Annotated in this window: 21 protein-coding genes; 13 read left to right on the top strand and 8 right to left on the bottom strand. The window is 58.3% G+C overall.

The window, feature by feature from the left end:
- Nucleotides 1-74 precede the first annotated feature (74 nt).
- From PVA19_RS05500 to PVA19_RS05510, 3 genes are all read right to left on the bottom strand, one after another.
- The gene (locus PVA19_RS05500) at nt 75-1,022 is read right to left on the bottom strand and encodes a substrate-binding domain-containing protein (RefSeq protein WP_062424047.1); all 948 of its coding nucleotides are present in this window, start codon (nt 1,020-1,022) and stop codon (nt 75-77) included.
- Nucleotides 1,023-1,153: 131 nt separating this feature from the next.
- The gene (locus tag PVA19_RS05505; RefSeq protein WP_062424046.1) at nt 1,154-2,167 is read right to left on the bottom strand and encodes an ABC transporter permease; all 1,014 of its coding nucleotides are present in this window, start codon (nt 2,165-2,167) and stop codon (nt 1,154-1,156) included.
- 64 nt (nt 2,168-2,231) lie between these two features.
- Nucleotides 2,232-3,752, bottom strand: coding sequence for a sugar ABC transporter ATP-binding protein (locus PVA19_RS05510; protein ID WP_274101481.1), 1,521 nt, complete (start codon nt 3,750-3,752; stop codon nt 2,232-2,234).
- Between the two features lie 162 nt (nt 3,753-3,914).
- On the opposite strand from PVA19_RS05510, the gene PVA19_RS05515 reads away from it, so the two are divergent.
- Nucleotides 3,915-4,958: a LacI family DNA-binding transcriptional regulator gene (locus PVA19_RS05515; protein WP_062445031.1), complete on the top strand. Its 1,044-nt coding sequence runs from the start codon at nt 3,915-3,917 to the stop codon at nt 4,956-4,958.
- A 28-nt stretch (nt 4,959-4,986) separates the two neighbouring features.
- Here the strand turns inward: PVA19_RS05515 and PVA19_RS05520 are convergent, their stop codons facing one another.
- Nucleotides 4,987-5,256: a DUF6074 family protein gene (locus PVA19_RS05520; RefSeq protein WP_062424043.1), complete on the bottom strand. Its 270-nt coding sequence runs from the start codon at nt 5,254-5,256 to the stop codon at nt 4,987-4,989.
- Nucleotides 5,257-5,598: 342 nt separating this feature from the next.
- Here PVA19_RS05520 and PVA19_RS05525 point away from each other — a divergent pair, with 342 nt between their 5' ends.
- The gene (locus PVA19_RS05525) at nt 5,599-5,889 is read left to right on the top strand and encodes an exopolysaccharide production repressor protein (protein ID WP_062424042.1); all 291 of its coding nucleotides are present in this window, start codon (nt 5,599-5,601) and stop codon (nt 5,887-5,889) included.
- Nucleotides 5,890-6,015: 126 nt separating this feature from the next.
- The gene (locus PVA19_RS05530) at nt 6,016-7,005 is read left to right on the top strand and encodes a glycosyltransferase family 2 protein (RefSeq protein ID WP_274101484.1); all 990 of its coding nucleotides are present in this window, start codon (nt 6,016-6,018) and stop codon (nt 7,003-7,005) included.
- Between the two features lie 23 nt (nt 7,006-7,028).
- On the opposite strand, the gene PVA19_RS05535 is transcribed toward PVA19_RS05530, so the two are convergent.
- Nucleotides 7,029-7,982: a polysaccharide pyruvyl transferase family protein gene (locus PVA19_RS05535; protein WP_274101485.1), complete on the bottom strand. Its 954-nt coding sequence runs from the start codon at nt 7,980-7,982 to the stop codon at nt 7,029-7,031.
- 52 nt (nt 7,983-8,034) lie between these two features.
- Complete coding sequence (locus tag PVA19_RS05540; protein ID WP_112360362.1) at nt 8,035-9,000, bottom strand: glycosyltransferase family 2 protein; 966 nt, start codon at nt 8,998-9,000, stop codon at nt 8,035-8,037.
- 120 nt (nt 9,001-9,120) lie between these two features.
- On the opposite strand from PVA19_RS05540, the gene PVA19_RS05545 reads away from it, so the two are divergent.
- The 9 genes from PVA19_RS05545 (at nt 9,121) to PVA19_RS05585 (ending at nt 20,563) form a co-directional block, all read left to right on the top strand.
- Nucleotides 9,121-10,605 (top strand): lipopolysaccharide biosynthesis protein, encoded by a 1,485-nt coding sequence (locus PVA19_RS05545; RefSeq protein ID WP_274101486.1) that lies wholly within the window; start codon nt 9,121-9,123, stop codon nt 10,603-10,605.
- A gap of 393 nt (nt 10,606-10,998) precedes the next feature.
- Nucleotides 10,999-12,108, top strand: coding sequence for an acyltransferase family protein (locus PVA19_RS05550; protein WP_274101487.1), 1,110 nt, complete (start codon nt 10,999-11,001; stop codon nt 12,106-12,108).
- A 3-nt stretch (nt 12,109-12,111) separates the two neighbouring features.
- Nucleotides 12,112-12,900 carry a glycoside hydrolase family 16 protein gene (locus PVA19_RS05555; protein ID WP_153310647.1) on the top strand — a complete coding sequence of 263 codons (789 nt, stop codon included), beginning with the start codon at nt 12,112-12,114 and terminating at the stop codon, nt 12,898-12,900.
- Between the two features lie 41 nt (nt 12,901-12,941).
- Nucleotides 12,942-14,141, top strand: coding sequence for a glycosyl transferase family 1 (locus tag PVA19_RS05560; protein ID WP_274101489.1), 1,200 nt, complete (start codon nt 12,942-12,944; stop codon nt 14,139-14,141).
- On the top strand, nt 14,138-15,154 hold the full coding sequence (locus PVA19_RS05565; protein WP_274101490.1) for a glycosyltransferase family 2 protein: 1,017 nt from the start codon (nt 14,138-14,140) through the stop codon (nt 15,152-15,154). Before PVA19_RS05560 ends, PVA19_RS05565 begins: the two co-directional genes overlap by 4 nt.
- Nucleotides 15,151-16,083, top strand: a complete 933-nt coding sequence (locus PVA19_RS05570) for a glycosyltransferase (RefSeq protein ID WP_274101491.1) — start codon at nt 15,151-15,153, stop codon at nt 16,081-16,083. Before PVA19_RS05565 ends, PVA19_RS05570 begins: the two co-directional genes overlap by 4 nt.
- Nucleotides 16,080-17,072, top strand: coding sequence for a glycosyltransferase family 2 protein (locus tag PVA19_RS05575; protein WP_274101492.1), 993 nt, complete (start codon nt 16,080-16,082; stop codon nt 17,070-17,072). The genes PVA19_RS05570 and PVA19_RS05575 overlap by 4 nt, the downstream gene beginning before the upstream one ends.
- 71 nt (nt 17,073-17,143) lie before the next feature.
- On the top strand, nt 17,144-19,492 hold the full coding sequence (locus tag PVA19_RS05580) for a Wzz/FepE/Etk N-terminal domain-containing protein (protein ID WP_111847489.1): 2,349 nt from the start codon (nt 17,144-17,146) through the stop codon (nt 19,490-19,492).
- Between the two features lie 126 nt (nt 19,493-19,618).
- On the top strand, nt 19,619-20,563 hold the full coding sequence (locus PVA19_RS05585; RefSeq protein ID WP_274101493.1) for a 2-hydroxyacid dehydrogenase: 945 nt from the start codon (nt 19,619-19,621) through the stop codon (nt 20,561-20,563).
- A 66-nt stretch (nt 20,564-20,629) separates the two neighbouring features.
- On the opposite strand, the gene PVA19_RS05590 is transcribed toward PVA19_RS05585, so the two are convergent.
- Together PVA19_RS05590 and PVA19_RS05595 are read right to left on the bottom strand one after the other, a co-directional pair.
- Nucleotides 20,630-23,581, bottom strand: a complete 2,952-nt coding sequence (locus PVA19_RS05590) for a hybrid sensor histidine kinase/response regulator (protein WP_274101494.1) — start codon at nt 23,579-23,581, stop codon at nt 20,630-20,632.
- 140 nt (nt 23,582-23,721) lie between these two features.
- Nucleotides 23,722-24,933: a TIGR03862 family flavoprotein gene (locus PVA19_RS05595; RefSeq protein ID WP_274101495.1), complete on the bottom strand. Its 1,212-nt coding sequence runs from the start codon at nt 24,931-24,933 to the stop codon at nt 23,722-23,724.
- 180 nt (nt 24,934-25,113) lie between these two features.
- Here PVA19_RS05595 and PVA19_RS05600 point away from each other — a divergent pair, with 180 nt between their 5' ends.
- On the top strand, nt 25,114-25,701 hold the full coding sequence (locus tag PVA19_RS05600; RefSeq protein ID WP_274101496.1) for an IMPACT family protein: 588 nt from the start codon (nt 25,114-25,116) through the stop codon (nt 25,699-25,701).
- Nucleotides 25,702-25,705: the final 4 nt, after the last annotated feature.

Consider the following 25,705-nt stretch of genomic DNA (forward strand, 5'->3'; position numbering starts at 1 on the left):
ACACGGCGCAGGGCGCTCTAAACGCAAAAAGGCCCGCTTCGACAGCGGGCCTCTCATCATATGCTTTGATAGGATCAGAACGGCGAATCCGGGAAGTAGAAGTCCTTCGCGTTGTCCTTCGTCACCAGCGTGGCATCCAGAATATAGGTGCCGCGAACCGGAACCTGATCGTAGAAGTTGGCAGCGGTCAGTTCCATGGCGGTTGCCACCATCGACGGCGGATAGAGAACGTCGACCGGGATCATCTTGTCGCCATCCATGACCTTCTTGATCATGTCCTTGGAGCCTGCACCGGCAACGACATACTGAATGTCGGTACGCTTGGCCTGCTCGATGGCCTGCAGCACGCCAACGGCCATGTCGTCATCCTGGCACCATACGACGTCGATCTTCGGATACTTCGTCAGATAGTCCTGCATCACCTTGAAGGCATCGTCGCGGTTCCAGTTGCCGAACTGGCGGTCGAGAACCTTCACCTTGGAGCCGGCAATGCCCTTGTCGAAACCGTCCTGGCGCTGCTGATCGATCGGGATCGGAAGACCGCGAATGATGACGACTTCAGCTTCTGGTGTCTTTTCCGCGATGTATTTGCCAGCGACTTCGCCGAGTGCCGGGTTGTTGCCGGCGACGTAGAGATCGCGCACGGTGTCGTCATTGACGCTTGGAGCGCGGTCAACGAGGGCGACGAACTTGCCGTTGCCTTTGACTTCCTTGATGGCGTTGACCAGCGGATCAGGATCGGACGGCAGGATGACCAGCGCATCGATGCCCTGGGTCTCGAGATCCTGTACCGCATTCGCCTGGGTTGCGGCATCGGGCGATGTCTTGACGATCACGTTGAGCCCCGGATGCTCCTGCATCAGAAGCTTGGCAACACGTTCGGCATGAAACACCACGCCCGATGTCCAGCCATGGTCGGCGGCCGGGATCGAAACGCCGATCGTGACCTTCTTGTCTTCCGCATGTGCTGCCCCCGCCAGCGCCACCATGGCGACAGCCATTCCCAACAGTCTTTTACGCATGTGTCTTCCTCCCAACAGATAAGGTCTCGATTCCGAAGCCGGGCGACCTCTCGACCCGGTGTTTCCGGAGCGCCTTATGTCCATGAGACGGGCTGGACGCTCCAAGACTTTGAAAGCATGCAGCTATGTTCTCAGCGCTGGCGCATCAGCGAACGCTGCACCAACATGGCGATGATGATGATCGCACCCTGGATGGCACCAATCAGATACTCGCTGATGAAGTTGGAGAGCAGCATGATGTTGCCGACGAGTTCGAGAATGAAAGCGCCGCAAATGGTGCCCCATACGCGCCCTGCCCCGCCCTTCAGCGCCGTCCCACCAACGACGACGGCCGTAATTGCCTGCAATTCCCACATCATGCCCGTCGTGGCGGATGTGGAGCCAAGCCGCGGTACGTAGAGAAGAACGGCGATCGCGACGCATAGTCCCTGGATGACGAATGCGATGGTACGGACGCGGTTGACGGCGACGCCCGAATATTTGGCAACGTCGCGGTTCGATCCGACTGCGGTCACATGCCGGCCATAGCGCGTGCGGTAGAGAATGAAAGCCGCAATGGCCGTCACCGCAAGGATGACGATGATCGGAACGGGAATGCCGAAGATCGTACCGAAATAGGCAGGTCGGTACATGCTCTGCAACTGTGGTTCGCGCAGCGTGATCGCGCCGCCCTGGGACAGCCATGTCGTCAGGCCGCGAAAAACGCCCATCGTGCCAAGCGTTGCGATGAAAGGCTCGATCTTGCCGACCGTTGTGATCAGGCCATTGGCGAGGCCACACAGCGAACCGGCAATGACGGTGAACACAATCGCCGCTGTCAGCATCAGTGCGGGGTCGGTAATCGTGCCGGAATTCATCAGCAGGATCATAAGGCTTGCAACGAAGGCAACCATGGATCCAACCGAGAGATCGAGGTCTCCGGCGGAAATGACGAAGGTGGCGCCGACGGCGATGATCGCAATGAAAGCGCTACGGGTTGCGACATTTGCCAGATTGTTGATGCTGATGAAGTTCGGGTTGACCAGCGCGCCGACGATCAAAAGCAGTAACAGCGCAACAAAGGGCGCCACGGCGCGCAGATCTACGTCACGAAAGGATCGCGACCGGCGGACACTCTTTTCCTTGCCGTCTTCACTTACACTCATACCCACAACAGACCTCCCGTCCTGCCCCTGTTGCCCGCGACGACCCCTCAATTGACAGGGTCGTTCAGGCGGCTGTTTTTGTTTTCAATCCGGCGGCATAGCGCATGATTTCGTGTTCGTTGATCTCGTCGCCCTCGAGCATGCCGACGATCCGGCCTTCGCGCATCACCGCAACGCGGGTGCAAAGTCCGATGACTTCCTGCATTTCGGAAGAGACAACGATGATCGAATGACCGTCTCGCGCAAGCGCCGAGATGAAATGATAGATTTGCTGTTTGGTGCCGACATCGATGCCGCGTGTCGGCTCGTCGATGATGATGATCTTTGGCTCGGTCTCCATGACTTTCGCCAAGAGTAGTTTCTGCTGGTTGCCACCGGACATGCGGCCCACCATCACGTTGCCGTCTCGCACACGGATGTCGAAGCGACGGCGCGCCTTTTCCAGCGCTCTCGCCTCACTGCCGGAGCTGAGATAGCCGAAGCGGCCATGCCGGTCGAGCGATTGCAAGGTGAGATTGAGACCCATGCCCGAGCCCAGCAACAGGCCCTTGGATTTCCGATCCTTGGTCATGTAAGCCAGCCCGGCATCGATCGAAGCATGCAGATCATGCGATGGCAGCGTGACGTTATTGGCATCCACCGCTCCCGCCTGGCTTGCCTTGATGCCGACGATCGCCTCCATCAACTCCGTTCGGCCGGAGCCGATCAGACCGGAGAAGCCGAGGATTTCGCCTTTGCGCAGTTCGAAACTGGCGTCCTTCACATAACCTGTGGAGAGGCCTTTGACATTGAGTACAATCTGTTCGTCGACGTCCGGCTCGCGTTTTGCCGGGTAGAGGCTCGAAAGCTCGCGACCCACCATAAGCTGGGCGATCGCCTCGCCATCCAGCATCGAGGTGGGTGCAGTCTTCACCCAATGGCCGTCACGAAGCACGGTCACCCGGTCGGTCAGTTCCATCACCTCATCCAGCTTGTGCGAGACGAAGACAAAACTGGTCCCCTGGTCGCGCAGCTTACGCACCTGTTTGAAGAGGTAATTCGTCTCCTCACGGGAAAGAACGGCCGTCGGCTCATCCATGAAGACGATGCGCGCTTCGCGGCTAATGGCTTTCGCTATTTCCACCATCTGTTTTTCCGCGATGGAGAGGCTCGAAATCATCGCGTCTTCATCGACATGACAGTTGAGGAGATCGAGAATGCGACGCGTCTCCGCCCGCATGAACTTTCTGTCGAGCACGCCGAAGCGGGTCACCTCGCGACCGAGGAAGATGCTTTCAGCCACGGTCAGGTGGTCCGCGAGGTTAAATTCCTGGTGAATGATGACAATGCCGAGCGCCTCTGCAGCGCCGTTCGGCGGCAGCTTCACAGGCTGCCCGTCCAGAAGGATTTCGCCGGAGCTTGGCTGCTCGAAGCCGGAAAGAACCTTGACCAGTGTCGATTTACCGGCACCGTTCTCACCCATCAACGCGTGGATCTCGCCTGCCTTCAGCTCGAAATTGACGCTGAAGAGGACCTGCACTCCATTGAACGATTTTGAAACCCGGCGCGCGCATAGCACAGCATTGCCGTTCTCGACGGTTTCCATCCCACTCCTCCATGCGGCTCCCATTCCGCAAGGCTGGTGTAAACCTTTACATGGTTGATGTAAAGGTTTACATTCGCAGTTGTTACACAGATGTGATCAATCCATTTGACGCAACGCGCGGCGTGTGTAGTGTCCGGTCGCAGATAGACCCGAGGCTTATCTTTGTCCAATTCGCCACCAGCCACGATAGAAGATGTAGCCCGCATTGCGGAGGTATCGATTGCCACCGTATCGCGCGCCATCCACAACCCTGAAAAGGTTGCCAATTCTACCCGGTTGAAGGTCAATCAAGCCATTGCCGTCACAGGCTACACCACCAATGCGGTGGCGCGTAGCCTGAGGCTCGGCCGCTCGAACATGATTCTTGTGGTCGCACCCGATATCGGCGACCCCAACTTTTCCAATATTCTCATCGGTTTGGAGAATGAGGCACGGGCGCACGGCTATGGCATATTGATCGGCCACACCCAGAACGATGCCCAACGAGGTCTGGAATATCTGAAATTCCTCAACGCCAACCAGACGGCCGGCCTTATCCTCTTTACCGGCATATTGCCCTTTGGCCATCAGGCCATGACGGCACGTCTCCCGCCAAGTGTCGGCGTTTTCGAGCCAATCTTCAATGGCGGCATTCCCTATGTCGGCGTCAACGATACCGCAGGCGCTCGTAAAGTCGTGGATATGCTGATTGCCGAGGGCCATGAACACATCGCCTTCATTGGCGATTCCAGAGTCCGCCTTGCCTATATGCGAAGACGCGCAGGCTTCGACGAAGGGATGGACGCGGCTGGACTTCCCAAAAGTAGCCGCATGATCCTGGAAGGTGATGGGACACTGGAAAGCGGCAGGCTGGCGGTGGAGCAGCTGTTCATGCGCGACAGGTTGCCGACGGCCTTCATGTGCGTCAACGACCAGACAGCGATTGGCGTCATGATCGGCCTCTCGGCCCGCGGCTATGATGTGCCGGACGATTTTTCGGTCACCGGCTTTGACGATATTCCGCAAGCCGTCTTCATGTCGCCGCCGCTCACGACCATTCGCCAGCCCCGCAGCGCCATCGGCAAACATGCAATGGCGCTTCTGTTGCAGCTTCTCAACAATGAAGAGCCGACCCAACAGGAAGTGTTGCTGACACCCGACCTGGTGGTGAGAAACTCCGTCGCAGCACCTTCACGGCGCAGCCACAAGTCACGCGACAAAAGCTAGACGCCGATCGACGGATTACGAGAGGCCTTTAGTACGTATCGCGGCGTGCGGCTTCTTCGGTCTGGGATTGCGCCCAGAGCTGCGCCTGGACCGCGTTCTGGAATTCCATGACCTCGTGGCGCATGGCTGTGTCGTCGTAGCCGAGTTCCGTCAGATGCGCAGCAAGCGCGCGGCACTCATCCCGCCAGAACCTGTTGGCCTGATCCCCTTGGAGGGTTTCCAGCATGTCGACGCAACGCTGAATGTCGCGGACACGATTTTTGACGGGAAACGCAATTACTTCGGAACGCTTGGACACACGTACACCTGACAGCTCGAGAATCGGTTCCCAAGTTTTACGGTCTACATAGTTAACGAAGTCTGCAGAGGCGAAGCGGAACCGGTTATCGGCAACGGGACGTCACGGTTTGCTTAGGATTCCTGTAACGGGCGACCGCGCGAGGGTGCATTCTCTGATGCGAAAATATCCTTGTTGAGCAGATTTTTACCTTGAAACCTTACCTGAATTTCATGTTCAGCGGGGTATTTGAGCCTATTACTTGGTTGAAACGATGCCAATTTGCCCATATATTTTATGGAAAAAGAACCGATGAAAAATTGTATCCCGCAAACTGGGATAGCATCAGGCGAGGAGAGAGACATGTACGCGCCCCGCGTTTTCGTCAGCATGATCTGCGCCTTGCTGGTGTTCGCAGTGGCGACCTATTGGATCCATGGCTCGTTCTACACGACGTTGATACAGACGGCCATCTCGCTTGTCGTCATTCAGATCTGCTACTTCATCGGTGTCGTCTTCATGGTATCGCGCGAGAAGAAGCGCATGCGCAAGACACTGGAATTTCAGAAGGATCGACCTGCTTCAGCCGACCAGGCAGGCCCGGAACCCATCTCGGCCGTCAGTCGTCATCGCCCGACGCTGAAGGATATCTGACCGCGCTGACCTCCTGAAGCGCTGTGAATATATTTCGCAGGTGCGAAATAGCACTTCCCTCTCCTCATCCCTGACATGTTTTCTGTCCAGTAATCTTGTCGAATGCTGAAGAACGGGAGCGAAGTCATGGGCTCACAATCCATCTGCGTCATCATAGCGGCTAAAAACGCGTCATCGACGATCGCAGAGGCGATCCGATCCGCGCTAGCGGAGCCGGAAGTCTCGGAGGTCGTCGTCATCGATGATGCATCCACCGACGACACGTTTCAGGTTGCGAAGCAGTGCGATGACGGAACGGGACGGCTGATCGTTGAGCGCTTCGACGTCAATCGCGGCCCTTCCGCGGCACGCAATCATGCGATCGGCATTTCCTCGGCGCCGCTGATCAGCATTCTGGACGCTGACGATTTCTTTTTCCAAGGCCGCTTTGCTGCAATGGTTGCGGAGGACGACTGGGATCTGGTCGCGGACAATATTGCCTTCATTCACCAAGGGTCACCTTCGGCCACCAATATCATTCCCCGTCGCTTTGCTCCCCAGCATCACTTCCTGACGCTCACGGAATTCGTGACTGGAAATATTTCGACGAGAGGTATCGAGCGCGGTGAAACCGGCTTTCTGAAACCCGTCATCCGCCGATCGTTTCTCGACCAGCACCAGCTTCGCTATGACGAAGCTCTGCGGCTTGGTGAGGATTATGAACTCTACGTTCGGGCACTCGCCTCAGGCGCACGCTACAAGGTTATCCGCAATTGCGGTTACGGTGCCATCGTGCGCGGCAATTCCTTGAGCGGACGACACAGCACGCAGGATCTGAGGCTGCTCTACGAGGCCGATCGCAAGATTCTTGCCGACTACGCTCTCTCTGCTGAACAACAATCAGTACTGAAAGAGCATGAGCGGCACATTCGGGAGAAGTTCGAATTGCGGGATTTCCTCGACGCCAAATCACAGCGTGGCTTGGGTGGCGCCATGGTTCATGCATTGCGGCGCCTTCCCGCGGTTCCTGCCATCACCAACGGGATTTGGCACGACAAGACAGCGCGCTTGCGCAAGAAGCCCACTCAGCCCGCCGATATCCGTTATCTCCTGAAAGGAACGCCGCTGTCTTCCTGAAGGAAAAAGCGGCGTGTTTCGTTTCAGAAGTAGTCGCGCTTGACCGTTTCCAGAACCGCCTGAAAGCGCTCCTTACGCTCTTCCAGCCGTCCGTCGGGGCTCAGTCTTGGTTCCGCACGGCTTGCCTGCCATAGCGCCAGAATCGACGGAGCGGCGAGAACCTGCTTTGCGAGTTTGCGCAGCGGGCGTTGGGTCTCGGCACGGACAAGCACATCGCCATCGTCATGTGGCGCTGCAGAGGTGTGTTCGACGACGACCGGCGGGGGCGGAGGCGGAAAGCTCATGCCCCAGAACTTCGAACCCTTCTTTGCAGCTTCTGCGCGTGTGGACACGGGAATATAACGAGGCTCGTAGGTGACGCCGACGCTCCCTGCCCAGTCACTCCACTTGAAACTGTTGATCGATTGCGAGGTGCTGACCGCTACCCAGGGAACCCGAAACGCATCGGCAAGGATCGCGCCATGCATGGATTCGGCCACGATCATTTCCGACTGGGCAATCTGCTTGATGACCGATTTCGCCTCTCCTCTCGGATCGAGATAGGTGAGACCAGCCGGTTCGCACACAGTGTCCCACATGCCGAACTCCGCCGATTCCCAATGGGGAACGAAGGTCTTTTTATAGATCTTCTGCAGGTTCTGGAACTCCGGCATCTCCGTCACCATCACGGCGGGATCGACGATGCCCTTCTCGGGCGGCAATCCAAGCTTGGCAGCGGTCATTTCACCACGCACGCAACGGATATCCCAGAGATCGGGGTTCGATGTATCGGGCACGGCCCCATAGCCATATCCGCTGCCGATCACCAGCTTGCGCTGGCCGGGAGGGAAGAGCACATCGTTGAGAACCGTGCCGACGCCGACGAGCAGAACATCCGGATGAACATCGCGAAGCCCCGGCAGCAGGAAATCCCAGAGCCAGAGATTAAGGTCGTCGCCGAAATTCCCGTGATGGGATTCCCAATGGTAAGGTTTCATGGATTTCTCCTGAGTGAAAAAAGGGCCTGAAAGAAAGCCGCGAAAGAGACGATCACTTCGAGCGGACGATCTTGCCGGCCCCAAGTTCGAAGGCTGCACGCAAGATCGCAGGATCACGCATCATCCACTTGAACAGAAGGCCAAGCTCCGGCGCCTTGCGACGCTTCAGCTTGCCGGCCTGGCTCCAGAGTGCCTGTCTGCGTGCCGTATTCTTGTAGGACGCGATGGAAGCCACATCGGCGGGACGTTTGGAGAAACGACTTTGCAAGGTGTCGAGCGCGACCCAGGTGTTGAACTGCTGGCGCAGAAACTCCGGCGAGGTGTTGTCGATGCTGTGGAAGATGTTCACACCCATGCCGCGTGCCGCACCGGCATCGTCACATAGAAGGGTGCGCCTGGATGCGAGAATGCAGTCGCAGAAGAAGAGCACGTCCTCTGCCGCCAGCCGAAGCGCGGGATCGAAACGGATCTTTTCAAAGAGCGGCCTGCCGATAACCATGCAGGAAAGATGCAGGAAGCTCCAGTTGCGCAGCATGACGCTGGCGAGATCTGGCAACTCAATAACACGCGGTGATTCGCTCAGACGGGCTGCGCCCTCGTTCTTTTCAAGCTCCGACATGGCGAAGTGATAGTAGAACTCATCGCTTGCCTGCATCGACGCCCAGTAGCATTCGCCTTCGAACCGATCGAGGCTGAGCTCTGCATTTTTCAGGTGCTCCGGCGTCCAGATATCGTCCGAATCAAGAAAGGCCACATATCGCGTTTCGGCCGGCACATGATCGAGCCCGGTATTGCGCGCACCACCTGGACCGGCATTCGCCTGCTTGACCACCTTGATGCGGTTTTTCTGCTCTTCAGTCAGCTCCGCCAGTTCATTTTCAATGGGATACGGCGATTCGTCGTCGACAATGACGAGATCGAAATCCTGGCATGTTTGAGAAAAAACCGATGCGAGCGCTCGACCGAGTATGCCATGCTTCTTCTGGTAGTAAGGAATAACGACTGTAAATTTCGCCATTGTTTCGCCCCTTGTTTCATCAAGAAGTGTCGGGCCCGCCGTAGACTCACGGCCCCGATGAGTGGCAACCCTCCCGCCGGCTCCACGATTTTTGCCGGCCTCCAGACACAGGATGGACCCATGCCTCCAGCCCCAAGCGTCAAAACCATCACGGCCAATGTCGGCTGGAGCGTGCTCTCAAAGACAGGCACATTCGGGCTTAAATTTGTCACAGTCCCGATTCTTGCACGTTTGCTAACACCGGAAGAATTCGGCGTTGTCGCTGTCGGGCTCACAGTCGTGCAGTTTTTGACGATGATTGCAGGCGCCGGTCTGACCTCCGCTCTGATTGTGGAAAAGGAAGAGGATATGGATACGATCCATACCGTCTTCTGGGCCAATCTGGCAATTTCCTGCACCATGGCCGCCATCCTCTACTTTGGCGCAGAGTTCTTCGGTGGCCTGTTAGGTGCCGTGGAAAGCGCCTATCTGCTGCGCATCATGGCTTTCCTCATTCCGCTGCAACTGGCAGGCGATGTTGCCTATTCGCTTCTGGCGCGGCGGATGAATTTCAGCAAGGACGCCATCTGGAGCATGACGTCGGAAAGTGCTGCGGCCATCCTCGCAGTCGTGCTGGCCTTTGCCGGCTTCGGCGTTTGGGCTCTGATCATCCAGCTTTTCGCCGCAGCCCTCATCCGGCTTGTCGGGCTTTATGCCGTGTCGCGCTATACGCCGCGCCTCGTCATGAAGCCGAGGCGGTTGATACCTTTGCTCGGATTCAGCTCCGGCCTGATGGGCTCGGAAATCGCCAACTTCGTCACCTTCCAGTCGCCGATGGTGATCATTGCCCGCTATCTCGGGCTTGCCGATGCCGGCGCTTATTCCGCCTCCAATCGCTTTGCCAGTATTCCCAACCAGGTCGTGCTCTCTGCCGTTATGGGCGTTCTTTTCCCGGCCTTCAGCCGCATGATGGACGACCGGCAGCGGCGGCGCGAAGCGCTGATGTTCAGTACGCAGGTGTTGACCGTCATCCTGGCACCGATGATGTTCGGCCTTTGGGCCGTTGCAGAACCGGCAATGCTGGTGATCTTCGGCCAGAACTGGGCCTATGCGTGGCCTGTGCTCGGCCTTCTTGCTCTGTCGAAAGCGATCCTCACCCCATGCAGCACCTTCATCCCCTATCTGAAGGGTGCCGGCTATGGGCGCGTGCTGTTCTGGTCCGCAACGATCCGCGCCGTCGTGACCACCGCTGCGGTCTGGGTTGCCGCAGTCTACGGGTCGCTTATCGACGCGATGATCTGGCTCTGCATCGTCAATGCAGCAACGCTCATTGCCTATTCCTGGGCCGTGTTCAAGGCGAGCGAAACCCCCTTCTTTTCGGGCCTCTATGTCAGCAGCCGGCCGATGATCTCGGCTTTCGTCATGGCTCTTGCGGTCCGCTACATTCTGCAATGGACGGGCGACGCGCTGCCGCACGCATACATGCAGGTGCTCGTCGGCGCTGTCGCTGGCGGTGTGATCTACGGCGTCCTGATCCTGCTGACCGAACGCGCATTGCTGCAAAAAATCATCGGTCTTGTGAGATCGCGCAAAGACCAAGGCGCCCCTGCCCCGATCACCAGCTAACGGGGCCGCACGGGCCGTCGAAGCGATTCTGTCGTCAATGCCGTGAGAAAATACGGCGAACTCGCGAGTTTATTTTGCAATGCAGCATTACAGCTCTCCTCTCCTCAGCCTCAGGAGACACTCCTGAGGGCAGCACGATAGAGAAAATAAGCAAAATAAAATCATATGCTTAAGACAAATAATTTGTTTTAGTAAAGTAGTATCCAGACATTTACCCCTCATATCTTGCGGCGCGATTTTCCCGCGCTGCCACATTTTGCCCTTAAGTGAAAACCAGACTTTTGCGCACGGGCTTCAAGTTCGCTCTGTGTGAAACGCGGTGAGGGGAGACACCGCCCAACTAGGGTAACTGATGTGACTGTTGATCAGAACCTATCTTCCCGTATCAATTTGATGCGCATAATTTTAATATCCGGCATCGTGTTCGTTCACGTGCCGCACGATCCGGAGACAAGTCCGTTTCTGGGTCTTTACGGATTTTTCGACTGGGTCCGGGTGTTTCTTGGTGATGCCCTGTTCCGCATTGGTGTGCCGTGCCTGAGCGCGATCTCGGGCTATCTGCTGTTCCGACGCGGCTGGAATGCCTTCAGCTATCCGGCAACGATCAAGTCCAAGACCAAGACCGTGCTTCTGCCATTCCTGCTGTGGAATGGCGGGCTTTTCGTTGCGGTCATGCTGCTTCAGCGTGCAGGTATTGGCGTCGGCTATTTTCCAGACTTGTGGAACGCCAGCCCGCGCGAAATGCTCAGCCATGGCGTCGCGGTGGAAGAGCTGCCCGTCAACGTGCCGCTCTACTTCCTGCGCGATCTCTTCGTCTGCATTCTGCTGTCGCCGCTTTTGGCGCTGCTGGTTCGTCGCTTTGCGCTACCGACGCTTGCCATTCTCTTGCTCCTGACGGCGATCCCGGATCTTAGTCTGCTGATCGTACAGAAGAAATCCATTCTGTTCAGCTTCACGCTCGGCATTGCGCTCGCACTCCACAAGATCGACCTGAAGATGCTTGACCCTTACGCCAAGCCGCTGACGGTGGTCACGCTGATCGTCGCCGCCGCGCTTGCCACCGCGCTCTATTGGACCGGCCCGGAATTTACCTTCGGCCTCAATCTCATGCGCAATTTGCTGGCGGTGTTCGGCGTGCTGGGCTTCTGGGTCGCCTCGTCCCTGCTCGTGCAGAACCGTCTTGGCCAGCGTCTATCGCAGACAGGCAGCCTGAGCTTCTGGATTTTCTGCGCCCATTATCCCCTCCTCGTCATCCTCTGGATGGTATGGAACAAGGGAGATCTCGACTTCTATCCCGCCTTCTATATCGGCGCGGTGGCTTTGACCTTCCTGCTGCTGATCATCAGCAACGCGCAGGTCCGCGCCCGGCTGCCCTCGCTTTATGCAGTGCTGACCGGCAGCCGTAGCGGCAAGCCGAAGCCCCTTGCCTATGACCACACGGCGGAAGCTGCCGCCGCTCCCCAATCTTCTGCCAATCCCGCCTACACGCAACGACGGAGGTAACACATGACCTACCCCGCCCTATCTCAGCCGCGCATCGTGGCTGCCGCACTGATCGCCATCACGTTCGGCGCATCTCCCGCCTTTTCCCAGGAAGAGAACGGCAAGTCCTTCATCGAGAACTTCGACAGCATGGACCGCTCTTTCTGGTACGTTTCCGATGGCTGGAACAACGGCCCGCACCAGAACTGCACGTGGTCCAAGAAAATGGTCGCCTTCGAAAGCGGCCATCTGGAACTCGGGTTCAGCAATGAAAAGGCCGGAGACCGCAACTATTCCTGCGGAGAAATCCAGACCAAGGGCCGCTATCGCTACGGCACCTACGAAGCGCGCATCAAGACCGCGCCGGGCTCCGGCCTGAATTCGGCTTTCTTCACCTATATCGGGCCAACCGATAAGAAGCCGCACGACGAGATCGACATGGAGATCCTGGGCAAGAACAGCAATCAGGTCCAGCTGAACCAGTATATCTCGGCAAAGGGCGGCAACGAACAGCTGGTGGATGTGCCGGGTGGTGCCGACAAGGGCTTTAATGATTACGCCTTCGTCTGGGAGCCGCAGCGACTGCGCTACTACGTGAACGGAAAGATGGTTCACGAGGTCACAGACCCATCGAAGATCCCGCAAAACGCCCAGAAAATCTTCTTCAGCCTGTGGGGTACCGACACGCTGAAAAGCTGGATGGGCAAGTTCGACTATTCCGGTCCTGTGACCATGCAGGTCGATCGCTTCGCCTTCACCGCGCTCGGCGACAAGTGCCAGTTTTCGGAATCCGTCGCCTGCCAAACCAACTGATGCAGACTGCCCAAAGTCAGACGAAGATGAACGGATCGGACATGACCCATATTCTCTATTTTGCGCATGATCTGGCAGACCCTGCCATCCGTCGTCGCGTCATGACGCTGCGGGCCGGTGGCGCGACCGTCAGCCTCGCGGGTTTCAAGCGCGCGGATAACGGGCTGGCCGACGTCGATGGCCTTGCCCCGATCGATCTCGGACAAACGGCCGATGGCCGCTTTGCCCAACGGATCGCTTGCGTGGCAAAAGCAAGCCTCACTCTTGCGAGCAAACTATCGCCCGTGAAGAAACCCGACGTCATCATCGCCCGCAATCTGGAAATGCTGGCGCTTGCCCGGCGCGCCGTGAGCCATTTCGGTGCGGACGTTCCGGTCGTCTACGAGTGTCTCGACATCCACAGGCTTCTTTTGAACGACGGGCTGCCCGGTAAACTGCTGAACGCTGTTCAGCGTGCGCTTGGCCGGAACGTCAAGCTCCTCATCACCAGTTCACCAGCATTCGTGGAGAATTATTTCAAGCCGCGTTCCGGTCTGAATCTTCCCGTGCTTTTGCAGGAAAACAAGGTTCTGGCGCTGGATGGCGACGACATGACCGCCCCCTCCCCGCGCCTGCCGCAAGCGGGAGAACCTTGGAAGATAGGCTGGTTCGGGGCGTTGCGCTGCCGCAAGTCACTCCAGATCCTCGCCGACTTCGCCGCAAAGATGGACAGCAAGGTCGAAGTGGTCTTGCGCGGCCGCCCGGCCTATTCCGAATTCGATGACTTCGACGGCTTCATTGAACGCGCACCTCATCTTTCTTTCCATGGCCCCTACAGAAATCCGGAGGATCTGGCGTCGATCTACAACGATGTCCAGTTCACCTGGGCCATCGACTTTTTCGAAGAAGGACAGAACTCAAGCTGGCTCTTGCCGAACAGACTCTATGAAGGTTGCCTCCATGGCGCCCTGCCAATTGCGGTCGCCGGCACCGAAACCGCGCGCTTTTTGCAGCAGCGGAAGATCGGGCATGTTCTCAAGACGGCCGACGTCGCGTCGCTTGAAACGCTGTTCTCCGAATCGAGCGATACCTCCTATCTCCAAAGCTTCCAAACGCTGGCAGCAATCGACCGGCAGCAATGGATCACGGATCGAAACGACTGCCGCGAGCTTGTCCGCGTGCTTCAATCCTTGAGCACGCGAACCGACGGTCGGTCGGTCGATTCAGTTCCCTCGATGGCTTTGAGCGGGAGGACATCATGAAATCAGTCTCCATTCCCGGTATAAAGACGCTTATCGTCATTCCCTGCCTCAACGAGGCACGAACGATCGACGATCTGCTGTTGAAATTTTCCAGCACGTTGAACCATCCGGACGATCGCATCATCGTCGCAGACGGCGGCAGCACGGATGGAACGCGTGACATCGTTGCCGATTTTTCCCGGCAGGATCAGCGCGTCATTCTGCTTGCCAACCCAAAGCGGATCCAGAGCGCGGGCATCAACCTTGCGGTCGAAGTGTTTGGAGAGGGCTACGACTATATGATCCGTATCGATGCGCATGGCGACTATCCTGATGATTACTGCCATCGCCTGCTGGAAGATGCCGTCGCGACGGGCTCGGATTCCGTTGTTGTCGCTATGGACACGGTCGGCCATGGCACGTTCCAGAAGGCCACGGCGGTTGCGCAGAATTCCAAGCTCGGCAATGGCGGTTCGAAGCATCGCGAAGGCGCCAAGGGTCGCTGGATCGATCACGGCCACCATGCCTTAATGCGGATAGAGGCGTTCAAGGCTGTCGGCGGGTACGATGAAAGCTTCAGCCACAATGAAGACGCCGAGCTGGACCACCGCTTGCGCAAGGCTGGTTTTCGCATCTGGATGACCGACAAGACACGCATGACCTACTATCCGCGTGCCAGCATCGGTCCGCTCTTCCGCCAATATATGGCCTATGGCCGAGGCAGGGCGAAGAACCTCTTGAAGCACCGCACCATTCCAAAAATCCGCCAGATGATCCCGCTTGCGGTGCTGCCTTGTGCCGCCCTTGCGCTCTTCGGCTTTGTCCACTGGATCGCCCTTGTCCCGCTTTGCCTCTGGATTGCCGCATGTCTGGGATATGGGGTGTGGATGGCTATTGCAGAGAACAACCCCTACGGGCCGCTTGCGGCCGTCTCGGCTATGACCATGCATCTGGCCTGGTCGACAGGTTTCTGGCGTGAGCTTCTGGGCTCCGTCACCACGCCCCAGCCACTGGCAGGAAAGGCTGTCTCGTGACGTATGATCCCGCAACTCCTGTGAAAGTCGATATTGGCATCTGCACCTATCGCCGCCCGATGGTGGTGGATACGCTGCTCTCGCTGTTTCGGCTTGACGTTCCGCAGCGCGTGTCGGTGCGCCTGATCGTGGCTGACAATGACGCCGAACCCTCGGCGCGCGCGTTGATAGACGCGTTGCGCGAGCGTTCACCCTTTCCGATCCATTACGTCCATTGCCCGAAGTCCAACATTTCCATTGCCCGCAACGCTTGCCTTTCCGAATGCGAAGCCGATTTTCTGGCCTTCATCGACGACGATGAGACCGCGCCGGCAAACTGGCTGACCGAGCTTTTGAAGACGGAGCAGGAGACGCAGGCCGATGCCGTGCTCGGCCCTGTGACAGCGCTCTATGCCAATGATGTGCCGGGCTGGATGAAGAAGGGCGATTTCCACTCCACCCGGCCTGTCTGGGTGGGTGACGACATCATCACCGGCTACACCTGCAACACGCTGTTGCGCATGGCGTCTCCTGCGGTGAACGGTCGGCGCTTCGCCCTGTCGCTCGGACAAAGCGGCGGGGAAGACACGCATTTTTTCACGAATATGCATCTGGACGGCGGACATATCGCCTACTCGGCAAACGCCCTGCTGACAGAACCCGTACCCCAAAGCCGCGCCAGCTTTATGTGGCTTGCGAAGCGGCGTTTTCGTTCGGGCCAGACGCATGGACGGTTGCAGGCGGAACAGAAGACAGGGCTCCGGCGCCTACCGCTGATCGTCTCGACGGCGGCGAAGATCACCTATTGCGCCGCCGCCACGCTGGTCACCGCTTTCGATCCCGTCCGTCGCAGCCGTTCGGCTCTGCGTACCGCACTTCATGCCGGATCGCTGAGCGGGATCTTCGGCGTTCGTGAAATCCGCCAATACGGCGCTGTGGAGGCTGCATGAGTGCATTGCCAACCGAACCGGATGTGACCTTCGTCGTCGCCGCCTACAACGCCGCCGACACGATTGTCGCTGCCATCGACAGCGCTCTGGCGCAAGACAATGTCTCGCTCGAGGTCGTGGTGGTGGATGACTGCTCGCCGGACGATACGCGCGCTGTGGTGCAGGCAGTTGCCGAGCGCGATCCCCGTGTCAAGCTGATTGCCCTCGACAGCAATCTTGGCCCCGGCGGCGCGCGCAATGCCGGGATCGATGCTGCGCAGGGGCGTTGGATCGCGGTGCTCGATTCCGACGATATGGTCTATCCGGATCGCATGGCGCAGATGATCATGCGTGCTGAAAAAGCCAATGCGGATATCGCCGTCGATAATCTCGATGTCGTCTACAGCGACGGACGCCCACGCGAGACGATGTTCGATCCCGCCTTTCTTGAAGCGAAAGGTGTTCTCACACTAGAAGACTTCATCCGCTCCAACATCCTCTTCAGGTCCACTTTCAATTTTGGCTACATAAAGCCGATTTTCCGTCGTGATTTCCTCAACGACCACGGCCTTCGCTTCCGCCACGACCTGCGCATCGGCGAGGACTACCTTCTTCTGGCGTCAGCGCTCGCGTCCGGTGCCTCCTGTGTCATCGAGCCGATGCCGGGATATGTCTATAATATCCGGCAGGGCTCCATTTCGCGCGTGCTCGAACTCCATCATGTCGATGCGATGATCGCCGCAGACAAGGAATTCCTGCGCCAGTTCACGCTTCTGCCGGCGGCGATGGACGCGCAGGTCGAGCGCACCAGAAGTCTTATCCAGGCGAGGCACTTCCTGATGCTGGTCGACAGCATCAAGCGGCGCTCCGTCTCAGACACGATCAGGATCGCGCTTCGCGACCCTTCCGCCCTCAAACATCTCCGCATGCCGATTTCCGTCAGACTGCAAAAGCTCAAAAAAACGCTTCTTCCTTCAGCCTTATCTTCGGCAACGCCGGCCAGAAACTGAACGCTGCGGTGACCAAGCGAGGCAGTCAATTGCCGCGCGTCCCGCGCCCATAAAAATGACAAGGTAGGTCCATGAACCAGAAAACCTTTAGATCGAACGGCCATTTCCCGGACCCTGCAAAGGATTCCGACACCTTTATAGACCTCGACCGCCTCTGGGCTGCTGTGGTACGCCGGGCCAATATCATTGGCGCTTGCGTCGTTGCAAGCATGGTGCTGGCTGGGCTTTATCTCGTTCTGGCGACCCCTGTTTATACCGCGATGACCCAGGTGCTTCTCGACGAGAGCTTGTCTCGTTACGCTGAGGAGGAAAGCCCCGTCCCTGCGGCCCAGGTCATCGACAACCGGATTGCCAGCGCTGTCGAAATCCTGAAGTCGAAAGAGATGGCTCTGACGGTCGTGGACAAGGCAAGGCTTGACGAGAACGATACGATCGTCAATCCGCCGACCGGCCCGGTCGATCTCGTCAAATCCTCCGTCAAGGCCGTGGTCGACCTCGTGACACCGAGCGACACACCCGCGTCGGAAGAGGCGATCCGTAACGGCAAGCGCGAAAAGGCGGCTGCCGTGATCCAGCAGGCATTGACGGTGGAGCGCGTCGGCAGAAGCTCGGTCATCGCAATCTCGATCCGCTCCACCGACCGCCAGCTTGCCGCCAACATCGCCAAGACCTATGCGAACTCCTATCTGACCGAGCAGTTGAACGCCAATTTCGATGCGTCGGAACGCGCTTCGGTCTGGCTGCAGGAGCGTCTGACGGATCTCAACCAGCGCGCCCAGGCTGCTTCTCTGGCCGTCGAGAAATACAAGGCCGACAACAACATCGTGTCGTCGCGAGGGGAGCTGATGTCGGAAGGTCAGCTTGCCGATCTGAATGGGCAACTGATTGCTGCCCAGGCCGATGCGGCGACGGCACAGGCCCGCTACTCTCAGTACAAGTCGATCATTGATCAGGGGCCGGACAACGCGGTCAATAACGCTGTGGTCTCGGCACGTGACACGGACAATACGGTCATTCAGGATCTGCGCAAACGCTATATTGGCATTTCGGATCGAGAGCGCGGCGTGATCCAGCAATTTGGCAAGGATCACCCGCAGGCTATCGCCCTCGAGGCCGAGAAAAAGGATCTGGCGGGCCAGATCTACCAGGAACTTCAGCAGCTGACTGGTAGCTTCAAGAATGAATTCGATGTCACCCAGTCACGTGTACAGTCGCTGCGCGATAACATCGACCGCGTTGCCGGCCGCAACTCCCAGACCAATATGACGATGGTCAAGCTTCGGGAACTGGAACAGCAGGCAACCGCGCTGAAGACCCTTTACGAGTCCTATCTCGGTCGCTTCGAAGAGGCTTCGCAGAAACAATCCTTCCCGATTGCCAAGGCACGCGTCATTTCAGAAGCCGGCCTGCCGACATCGCCCTCCAGCCCGAAGAAGACCATGACGATGGCGCTTTCGATCGTGCTGGGCCTGATGCTGGGTGGCGGTCTGGCGGCCGTGCTGGAATTCCGCGATCGCTATTTCCACACCGGCGCCGACGTGCGCGACAATCTGCGGATGCGCTTCCTGGGCTACCTGCCGTTCATTGGCGAGAAGGGGGTCGAGACCGGAAAGTCGGAAACTGGCGCGGCCACGCCGGATGTGCCTGATACCAATATCGAAGACAACGGGCAGGTCTCTTTCCAAAAGATGCTGCGGCTTGCGGTCGACAGCCCGCGCTCCAGCTTCACCGAGACGCTGCGCAACGTGAAACTGACGGCCGATGTAGTGATCCAGGAGCGGCAGTGCCGTGTGATCGGCGTGATCTCTTGCCTGCCGAATGAAGGCAAGTCGGTCGTCGCACTCAATCTCGCGGGGCTCATCGCCACCACGGGCAAGCGCACCCTGGTGGTGGACGCCGATATTCGCAATCCTGGTCTCAGCCGTATGCTGACGACACGCCAGTCGGCCGGTCTTGTCGAAGTGGTTCTCGATGATGTTCCTTGGACCAAAGCCGTCAAGGTCGATAGCCGAACCAAGATGGGCATTCTGCCGGTCTCCGTCAGCAACCAGTTTGCCCATTCGAGCGAGTTGCTGGCATCCGCGGGCATGCGCAAGTTCATGGAGTCTGCGCGTGAAGCCTGCGACTACATCATCGTCGACTTGGCGCCTGTCGTGCCGGTGATCGATGCAAAGGCGTTCGCCTCGCAGGTTGATGGCTTCGTCTTCGTCACCGAATGGGGCAAGACGCCAATTCAGATGGTTCAGAACCTGATGAATCACGAACCGGAAATCGCCAGCAAGACGCTCGGTATCGTTCTCAACAAGACGGATATGACAGAGCTTCAGCGCTATGCGGACCCGGGCGGCTCGGAACATTACCACGAGCAGTTCGGCGCCTATTATGGCGACGCCAAAAAGCCGGTGCCAGAAACGGTCTGATCAAGCAACAAGATGCCCGCCCCTCAAGCGGGCATTTTTTTGTTTCCAAGCGCTATCGCGGGGTGGATTTCATATTCCTTTTCAGACTTTATGTCGGCTCAGCCGATCTTATGCAGGATGATGACCATGACCTCCGCAATCGCTTACGTTTCTCGCGCAGCCGATGACGAGGAGGCGACTTGGATCGACACCTTGGCGAAGGCAATGCCGGAAGAAAAGATCGTCTCCATTCGACAGATGACGGACGCCGAGCGTCAAGCCGCCGAGGTCGCCATCGTCGCCAATCCCGATCCAGCCGATATCGCCAGGCTCCCCGGATTGACATGGATCCACAGCCTGTGGGCGGGCGTGGAGCGAATTGTTTCGGAACTCGGACCAACAGCGCCGCCCATTGTCCGTCTCACCGATCCGGAACTGGCGCGCGTCATGGGAGAGGCGGTGCTCGCCTGGACCTATTACCTGCATCGCGACATGCCGGCCTACCGCCAGCAGCAGGAAAAGAAGGTCTGGAGAGATCTCGAATACCGCCATCCGAAAGACGTGACGGTTGGTCTTGTCGGGCTAGGCCTGCTCGGCACCGAATCTGCAAAACGCCTGCGGGGCGCCGGCTTCAATGTCATGGGCTGGAGCCGCTCGCTCAAAGACCTGGAAGGCGTGACAACACGGTCTGGTGAAGATGGGCTGAACGAGCTTCTCGAAAAAAGCGATATCGTCGTCTGCCTCGTTCCGTTGACTTCCGAGACCCGCGGCCTGATCAATGCCGGCCGTTTGCAGCGTATGAAGGCGGGCGCATCGATCATCAATTTCGCCAGGGGAGCTGTTATCGTCGCCGATGACCTCTTGGCATCGCTTGAGAGTGGCCATCTCGGTCATGCCGTGCTCGATGTTTTCGAGAAAGAACCGCTCGACGAAGGTTCACCGTTCTGGAGCCATCCGAGCGTTACGGTCCTCCCCCACATCTCGGCACCGACCGACCGCAGCTCCTCTGCCGCAATCGTCGCGCAGAATATTCGCGACTGGCGGAGGACGGGAGAATTGCCGACGACGGTCGATATGCAAAAAGGCTACTGACGCAGGCAAGGCATCGGCTTCAAGCGTATCGCGATCTGAAAGACCGCGACACGTGCTCATGACGGATCAGGAATTGCTCATCGCCTGACCGATGGCGTAGCGCACATCGTTTTCGTTGTAAGGCTTGCAAAGCAGGACGGCACCGGCCGGTGCATTCTTCGGCAGGAAATTGTCCCCCGTGGCGAAGACCACGGCGATCTCCGGCTTGCGCTGCTTGACCAGCACGGCAAGCTCCGCACCGCCCATATCCGGCAGCCCGAGATCGGTCACCAGAATGTCGATCTCCTCCCGATCCAGCAGATCGAGCGCCTGCGTTGCGTTCGCGGCTTCGACCACTGCATGGCCGACTTCGGTCAGAATGTCCGTGGTGTTCATACGGATCAGGTCGTCATCCTCGACCAGCAGGACACGCAACGCGTCCTTAGCCTCGACCTTCGCAGTCGGTTCGCTCGCCACCGCCTGATCAGGGGCGCGGTCACGGGTCGATTCGGCTCTCTGCTTCTGGTTGGCAATCACATGGCGCAGTCGGCGTGCCAGCGCTTCGCGCGTATAGGGCTTCGACAGGAGCTCGACGCCAGGATCCAGCTTGCCGCCATGGACAATGGAGTTTTCCGTGTAACCGGAGGTAAAGAGGATGGCGAGATGTGGCATGCGCTCCTTGACACGGCGCGCCATCTCGCTGCTCTTCAATGGCCCAGGCATGACGACATCGGTAAAGATGACATCGATCGGCACGCCGCTTTCGGCAACCGTTAGGCCAGCCTGTGCGTCGCGCGCCGTCAGAACCCGGTAGCCGAGATCGGTCAGCATCTCGACGACAGTGCCGCGAACTTCGTCATCATCCTCCACGACGAGCACCGTTTCCGAGCCGCCGACGACAGGCCCGTTGTGAACGACAATCTCTCTGTCTTCATCCGCCATGGAGCGCGGCAGATAGATGCGTACAGTGGTTCCCTGCCCCAGCTCCGAGTAAATCTTCACATGGCCGCCCGACTGCTTGACGAACCCATAGACCATCGACAGGCCAAGGCCGGTGCCCTTGCCTTCCGGCTTGGTGGAGAAGAAGGGTTCGAAGACGCGGTCGAGGATTTCCGGTTTCATGCCGGAGCCGGTATCGGTCACCGCGAGCATGACATACTGGCCAGGCTCCACCTCTGCATGATTGCGCGCATAGTCCATATCAAGCGAGGCATTGCCAACTTCGATCGTCAGCTTGCCTGTTCCTTCCATCGCGTCGCGCGCGTTGATCGCAAGGTTGAGAAGTGCGTTTTCGACCTGGGTCGGATCGGCATAGGTGTTCCACAGGCCGCCAGCGGTGATGACCTCGACCTCGACGGCCTCGCCAAGCGAGCGTCTCAAAAGATCGTCCATGCCGGCGACGAAGCGACCGACATTGATGACGCGCGGCTCAAGTGCCTGACGACGACCGAAGGCCAGAAGCTGGCTTGCAAGCTTCGCACCGCGGCTGACGCCAGCAAGCGCATTGCCGACGCGGCGTTCGGCTCTTTCATTGCCGGCCACGTCCTTGGCAAGAAGCTGGAGATTACCGGCAATGACCTGGAGCAGGTTGTTGAAATCATGCGCCACGCCGCCGGTAAGTTGGCCAATCGCTTCCATCTTCTGCGCCTGCTGCAACGCAAGCTCCGTCTGACGGCGTTCGGCAATTTCCTTTTCGACGCGTGCCTCAAGCCCTTCGTTCAGCTGACGAAGCTGGTCTTCGGCGCGAATACGGTGACGGATTTCGCGCTCAAGATTGGCGGCATGCTCCTTCAACGCCACCTCGGCGCTGCGCTGCTCGGTAATATCGGTATGAACGCCGACCCACTCGGTGATCTCGCCTTGCGGGTCAATGATCGGCACGCCACGAATGGCAAAGGTGCGATAGACGCCATCGCGCCGGCGGACGCGATGCTCCCAGACATAAGTTGCCTTTGCCGCGACGGCACGGTTCCAGCTGTCGATCGATCCTTCACGATCTCCAGGATGAACCGCTTCTGCCCAGCCGAAGCCTTGATATTCGTCGTAGCTTTGACCGGTCAGTTGCGACCAGGCGGGCTGTTCACCACTCATCCGGCCTTCGGGGCTGTTCGTCCATAGAACACCGTGGACGGCTTCGACAGCAGCCTTGAACCGACTGTTGCTGAGGAGGATTTCGCGCTCGGCCTGCTTCCTCGTCTCGATATCGATGATCAGGATGTAGCAGCCGTCCACCTCGCCCCTGTGGTCGTGTCTCGGCACGTATCGGATTTCAGCCGCATGCTGCTTGCCGTCAGGACGCTGTATGCTGGTGTCGGAGACGATATGCTCGCCTGCCATGGAGCGCTGAATGAATGGCTTGCGCTCGTTGAAGAATGCCTCACCCACGACGTCCACGACGCGTTTGCCAAGCACGTCTTCTGGTGCCCAACCGAACCAGTCGAGATAGCCCTGATTGGCAAAGCGATAGGTGTAGTTGAGGTCGATAAAACCGACGAGGATCGGCAAGGCAGAGGTGAGACGGCTCAGTTCTTCGCGACTAGCGGCCAGTGCCTGGACAGTCTTCACCTTCTCGGTGTTTTCAAGAACAGTGCACAGGACGCCTTCGACGATGCCTACATCATTGTAGATCGGCGTGTAGAAGAGATCGAAGACGACCTCCTCCGGCGTACCGTTGCGGTTAAGGACCATTTTCTGATCGCGAAAGGACTGCACCTCTCCACGAAAACCCGCCTCCAGGATCTTTTCGTTCCAGTCCCAGATTTCCGGCCATATGCCGTTGACCGTGCCGCCGAGCGCGTGCGGATGATAGTTCCCGGCAATTTCGGTGTAGCCGTCATTATAGATCATCACATGATCCGGCCCCCACATCAAAACCTGCGGGATGGGTGAGTTGACCACCGAGTTCACCTTCAGGCGAAGGATCTGCGGCCATTCGGCAATCGGCCCGAGCGACGTCTTCGACCAGTCAAAAGCGCGTACCAAGGCACCCGCCTCTCCGCCACCGACAGGCCAACTCGCAAACGCACCCATATCAGTCATGCAAATTCACCAACAAGAACTTCGACTTGCCACGCCAAGTCTTGAACACAGGAAATGGAAGCAGGCTTTCGCTTATCCATTTGAATGGACTTATCAAGCTCTTTTTCATGTGTGATGCAAGAGGTATGACGATCATGTGACTAACAGATGTTTGTCATCCGGTTCAGCAGACCTCTCGCCGCCGCCTTTCCCGTGGCAAAACAAGCTGTTAGGAGGTAGCCACCGGTGGTTGCCTCCCAGTCCAGCATCTCGCCTGCGACGAAGAATCCCGGCAAGGATTTCAGCATATAATTCTGATCGACACTTTCCCAGCGAATCCCACCAGCACTTGATATCGCCTCGGCAATTGGACGAGGTGCGGAAACAGCAAGTGGAACCGCCTTGATCAACCGAGCCAGCTCGCTCGCGGACATCTGCTGTGGTGATGAGCACTCGCGCAACAGCGCGACCTTGACGGGAGACAGCCCGACGCTTTTACGAAGCCTGTTCGAGAAACTGTCCTTGCTGGATGCCCGCGCCAGATCCCGCGCAACGCGCTCCTCGGAGCGACCAGGGGCCAGATCGATCGTGAGGACAGTCCGACGGCCTTCGCGAAGACTGTCTCGCAAAGCGGCAGCGTGCGCATAGATCAGGGCACCCTCGACCCCGTGCCGGGTGATGACGAACTCTCCTTCGAAGCGACCCGCATCGGACGTGGTGACGACGGATTTGAGCGGCTCGCCAGAAAAGCGCTCGCGAAAATGCTCGCTCCAGGCGACATCGAAGCCGCAATTGGCTGGCTGGAAATCCGCAACGTCCACGCCTGCTTCCCGCAGTCCCTGCACCCACTCACCCGTCGAGCCAAGCCTCGGCCAGCTTGCGCCACCGAGCGCAAGCAAAACAGCATCCGGCTTGATTTCGATTTTCCCATCCGGCGTCTCGAAAAGAAGCGCGCCGTCATGCAGCCCGACCCAGCGATGGCGCACCTTGACCGCAACGCCCCGCTCTGTGAGTCGGTTGAGCCACGCCCGCAACAAAGGCGAGCCTTTCATCGCCTTCGGAAAGACACGGCCGGAGGTTCCGACAAAAGTCTCCTGCCCCAGCCCCCCCGCCCAGTCGCGCAGCATCTGCGGTGTAAACGCATCCAGCGCGCTTTTAAGGCGGGCTTCTGAAGCGCCAAAGCGCGTGGTAAAGCGGGCGTAATCCTCGCCATGGGTGATGTTGAGGCCGGACTTTCCGGCCATCAGAAATTTGCGCGCGACGGTCGGCATCGATTCATAAACAGTGACGTCCACGTCCGACGTGGATAGCTCCTCGGCAGCCATCAGACCTGCCGGACCTCCACCGATGATCGCAATCTGTTTTCTGTGCATTGCCAACGACTATCCTTCGACTGTTCGATGTTCTTAAAGCATGTCGCGCAAAACTGTGCAGCGGTTTTACGAGAACGACATGCGACAAGACAAAGAATGAAGGCGTGAGGGGGGAATCTGAAAGATCGCCACGTGCTTTCGAACGTTTGCCGCAACGCGTATATGCGCTATTGAGGCGTCATGTTCACGCTTATCCGGACGGAAACTTTCGAACAGGACATCAAGAAGAGTCGCTTTATCGCGACGGCAGGTCCTGTTGCCAATGAGGAAGCCGCAAGACGCTTCATCGCCGACCATTCGGACCCGGCGGCCAACCACAATTGCTGGGCATGGCGCATCGGCCAAAGTTATCGCTTCAACGATGATGGCGAACCGTCAGGAACAGCGGGCAAGCCAATCCTCCAGGCGATCGACGGGAACGAACTCGACAGCATCGCAGTGGTCGTCACACGCTGGTTCGGCGGAATCCTCCTGGGCAGTGGCGGCCTTGTGCGGGCCTATGGCGGAACGGCGGCGTCTCGTCTGAAGAATGCCGAGAAGACCGCCATCATTCCTGCCTATCAACTGACTTTGACCTGCGGCTTTTCCGACCTCGCGCTGGTCAAGTCCCGCCTTCTATCCGTTGAGCATCTGGTCATCGAGGCCGAGACATTCACTGGCTCGGGGGCGAACCTCAGAGTCAGTGTGCCTTCGAGCGAAGCGCAACGCGTTGCGCGCATGATTCAGGACATCACCAGTGGGCGTGTCCTTCTGCCGCTGCCGGAATAGGCCA

Origin of the sequence: Agrobacterium sp. CNPSo 3708 (assembly GCF_028674915.1) — a bacterium.
Classification (GTDB): Bacteria; Pseudomonadota; Alphaproteobacteria; order Rhizobiales; family Rhizobiaceae; genus Agrobacterium; species Agrobacterium cavarae.

Bases quoted from the DNA above. Each gene is read 5' to 3' on its own strand.
- PVA19_RS05530 (WP_274101484.1), top strand. From the start codon at position 6,016: ATGGGCTCACAATCCATCTGCGTCATCATAGCGGCTAAAAACGCGTCA.
- PVA19_RS05510 (WP_274101481.1), bottom strand. From the start codon at position 3,752: ATGGAAACCGTCGAGAACGGCAATGCTGTGCTATGCGCGCGCCGGGTT.
- PVA19_RS05535 (WP_274101485.1), bottom strand. From the start codon at position 7,982: ATGAAACCTTACCATTGGGAATCCCATCACGGGAATTTCGGCGACGAC.
- PVA19_RS05540 (WP_112360362.1), bottom strand. From the start codon at position 9,000: ATGGCGAAATTTACAGTCGTTATTCCTTACTACCAGAAGAAGCATGGC.
- PVA19_RS05550 (WP_274101487.1), top strand. From the start codon at position 10,999: ATGCGCATAATTTTAATATCCGGCATCGTGTTCGTTCACGTGCCGCAC.
- PVA19_RS05595 (WP_274101495.1), bottom strand. From the start codon at position 24,933: ATGCACAGAAAACAGATTGCGATCATCGGTGGAGGTCCGGCAGGTCTG.
- PVA19_RS05545 (WP_274101486.1), top strand. From the start codon at position 9,121: ATGCCTCCAGCCCCAAGCGTCAAAACCATCACGGCCAATGTCGGCTGG.
- PVA19_RS05500 (WP_062424047.1), bottom strand. From the start codon at position 1,022: ATGCGTAAAAGACTGTTGGGAATGGCTGTCGCCATGGTGGCGCTGGCG.
- PVA19_RS05575 (WP_274101492.1), top strand. From the start codon at position 16,080: ATGAGTGCATTGCCAACCGAACCGGATGTGACCTTCGTCGTCGCCGCC.
- PVA19_RS05555 (WP_153310647.1), top strand. From the start codon at position 12,112: ATGACCTACCCCGCCCTATCTCAGCCGCGCATCGTGGCTGCCGCACTG.
- PVA19_RS05585 (WP_274101493.1), top strand. From the start codon at position 19,619: ATGACCTCCGCAATCGCTTACGTTTCTCGCGCAGCCGATGACGAGGAG.
- PVA19_RS05565 (WP_274101490.1), top strand. From the start codon at position 14,138: ATGAAATCAGTCTCCATTCCCGGTATAAAGACGCTTATCGTCATTCCC.
- PVA19_RS05580 (WP_111847489.1), top strand. From the start codon at position 17,144: ATGAACCAGAAAACCTTTAGATCGAACGGCCATTTCCCGGACCCTGCA.
- PVA19_RS05600 (WP_274101496.1), top strand. From the start codon at position 25,114: ATGTTCACGCTTATCCGGACGGAAACTTTCGAACAGGACATCAAGAAG.
- PVA19_RS05560 (WP_274101489.1), top strand. From the start codon at position 12,942: ATGACCCATATTCTCTATTTTGCGCATGATCTGGCAGACCCTGCCATC.
- PVA19_RS05590 (WP_274101494.1), bottom strand. From the start codon at position 23,581: ATGACTGATATGGGTGCGTTTGCGAGTTGGCCTGTCGGTGGCGGAGAG.
- PVA19_RS05525 (WP_062424042.1), top strand. From the start codon at position 5,599: ATGTACGCGCCCCGCGTTTTCGTCAGCATGATCTGCGCCTTGCTGGTG.
- PVA19_RS05505 (WP_062424046.1), bottom strand. From the start codon at position 2,167: ATGAGTGTAAGTGAAGACGGCAAGGAAAAGAGTGTCCGCCGGTCGCGA.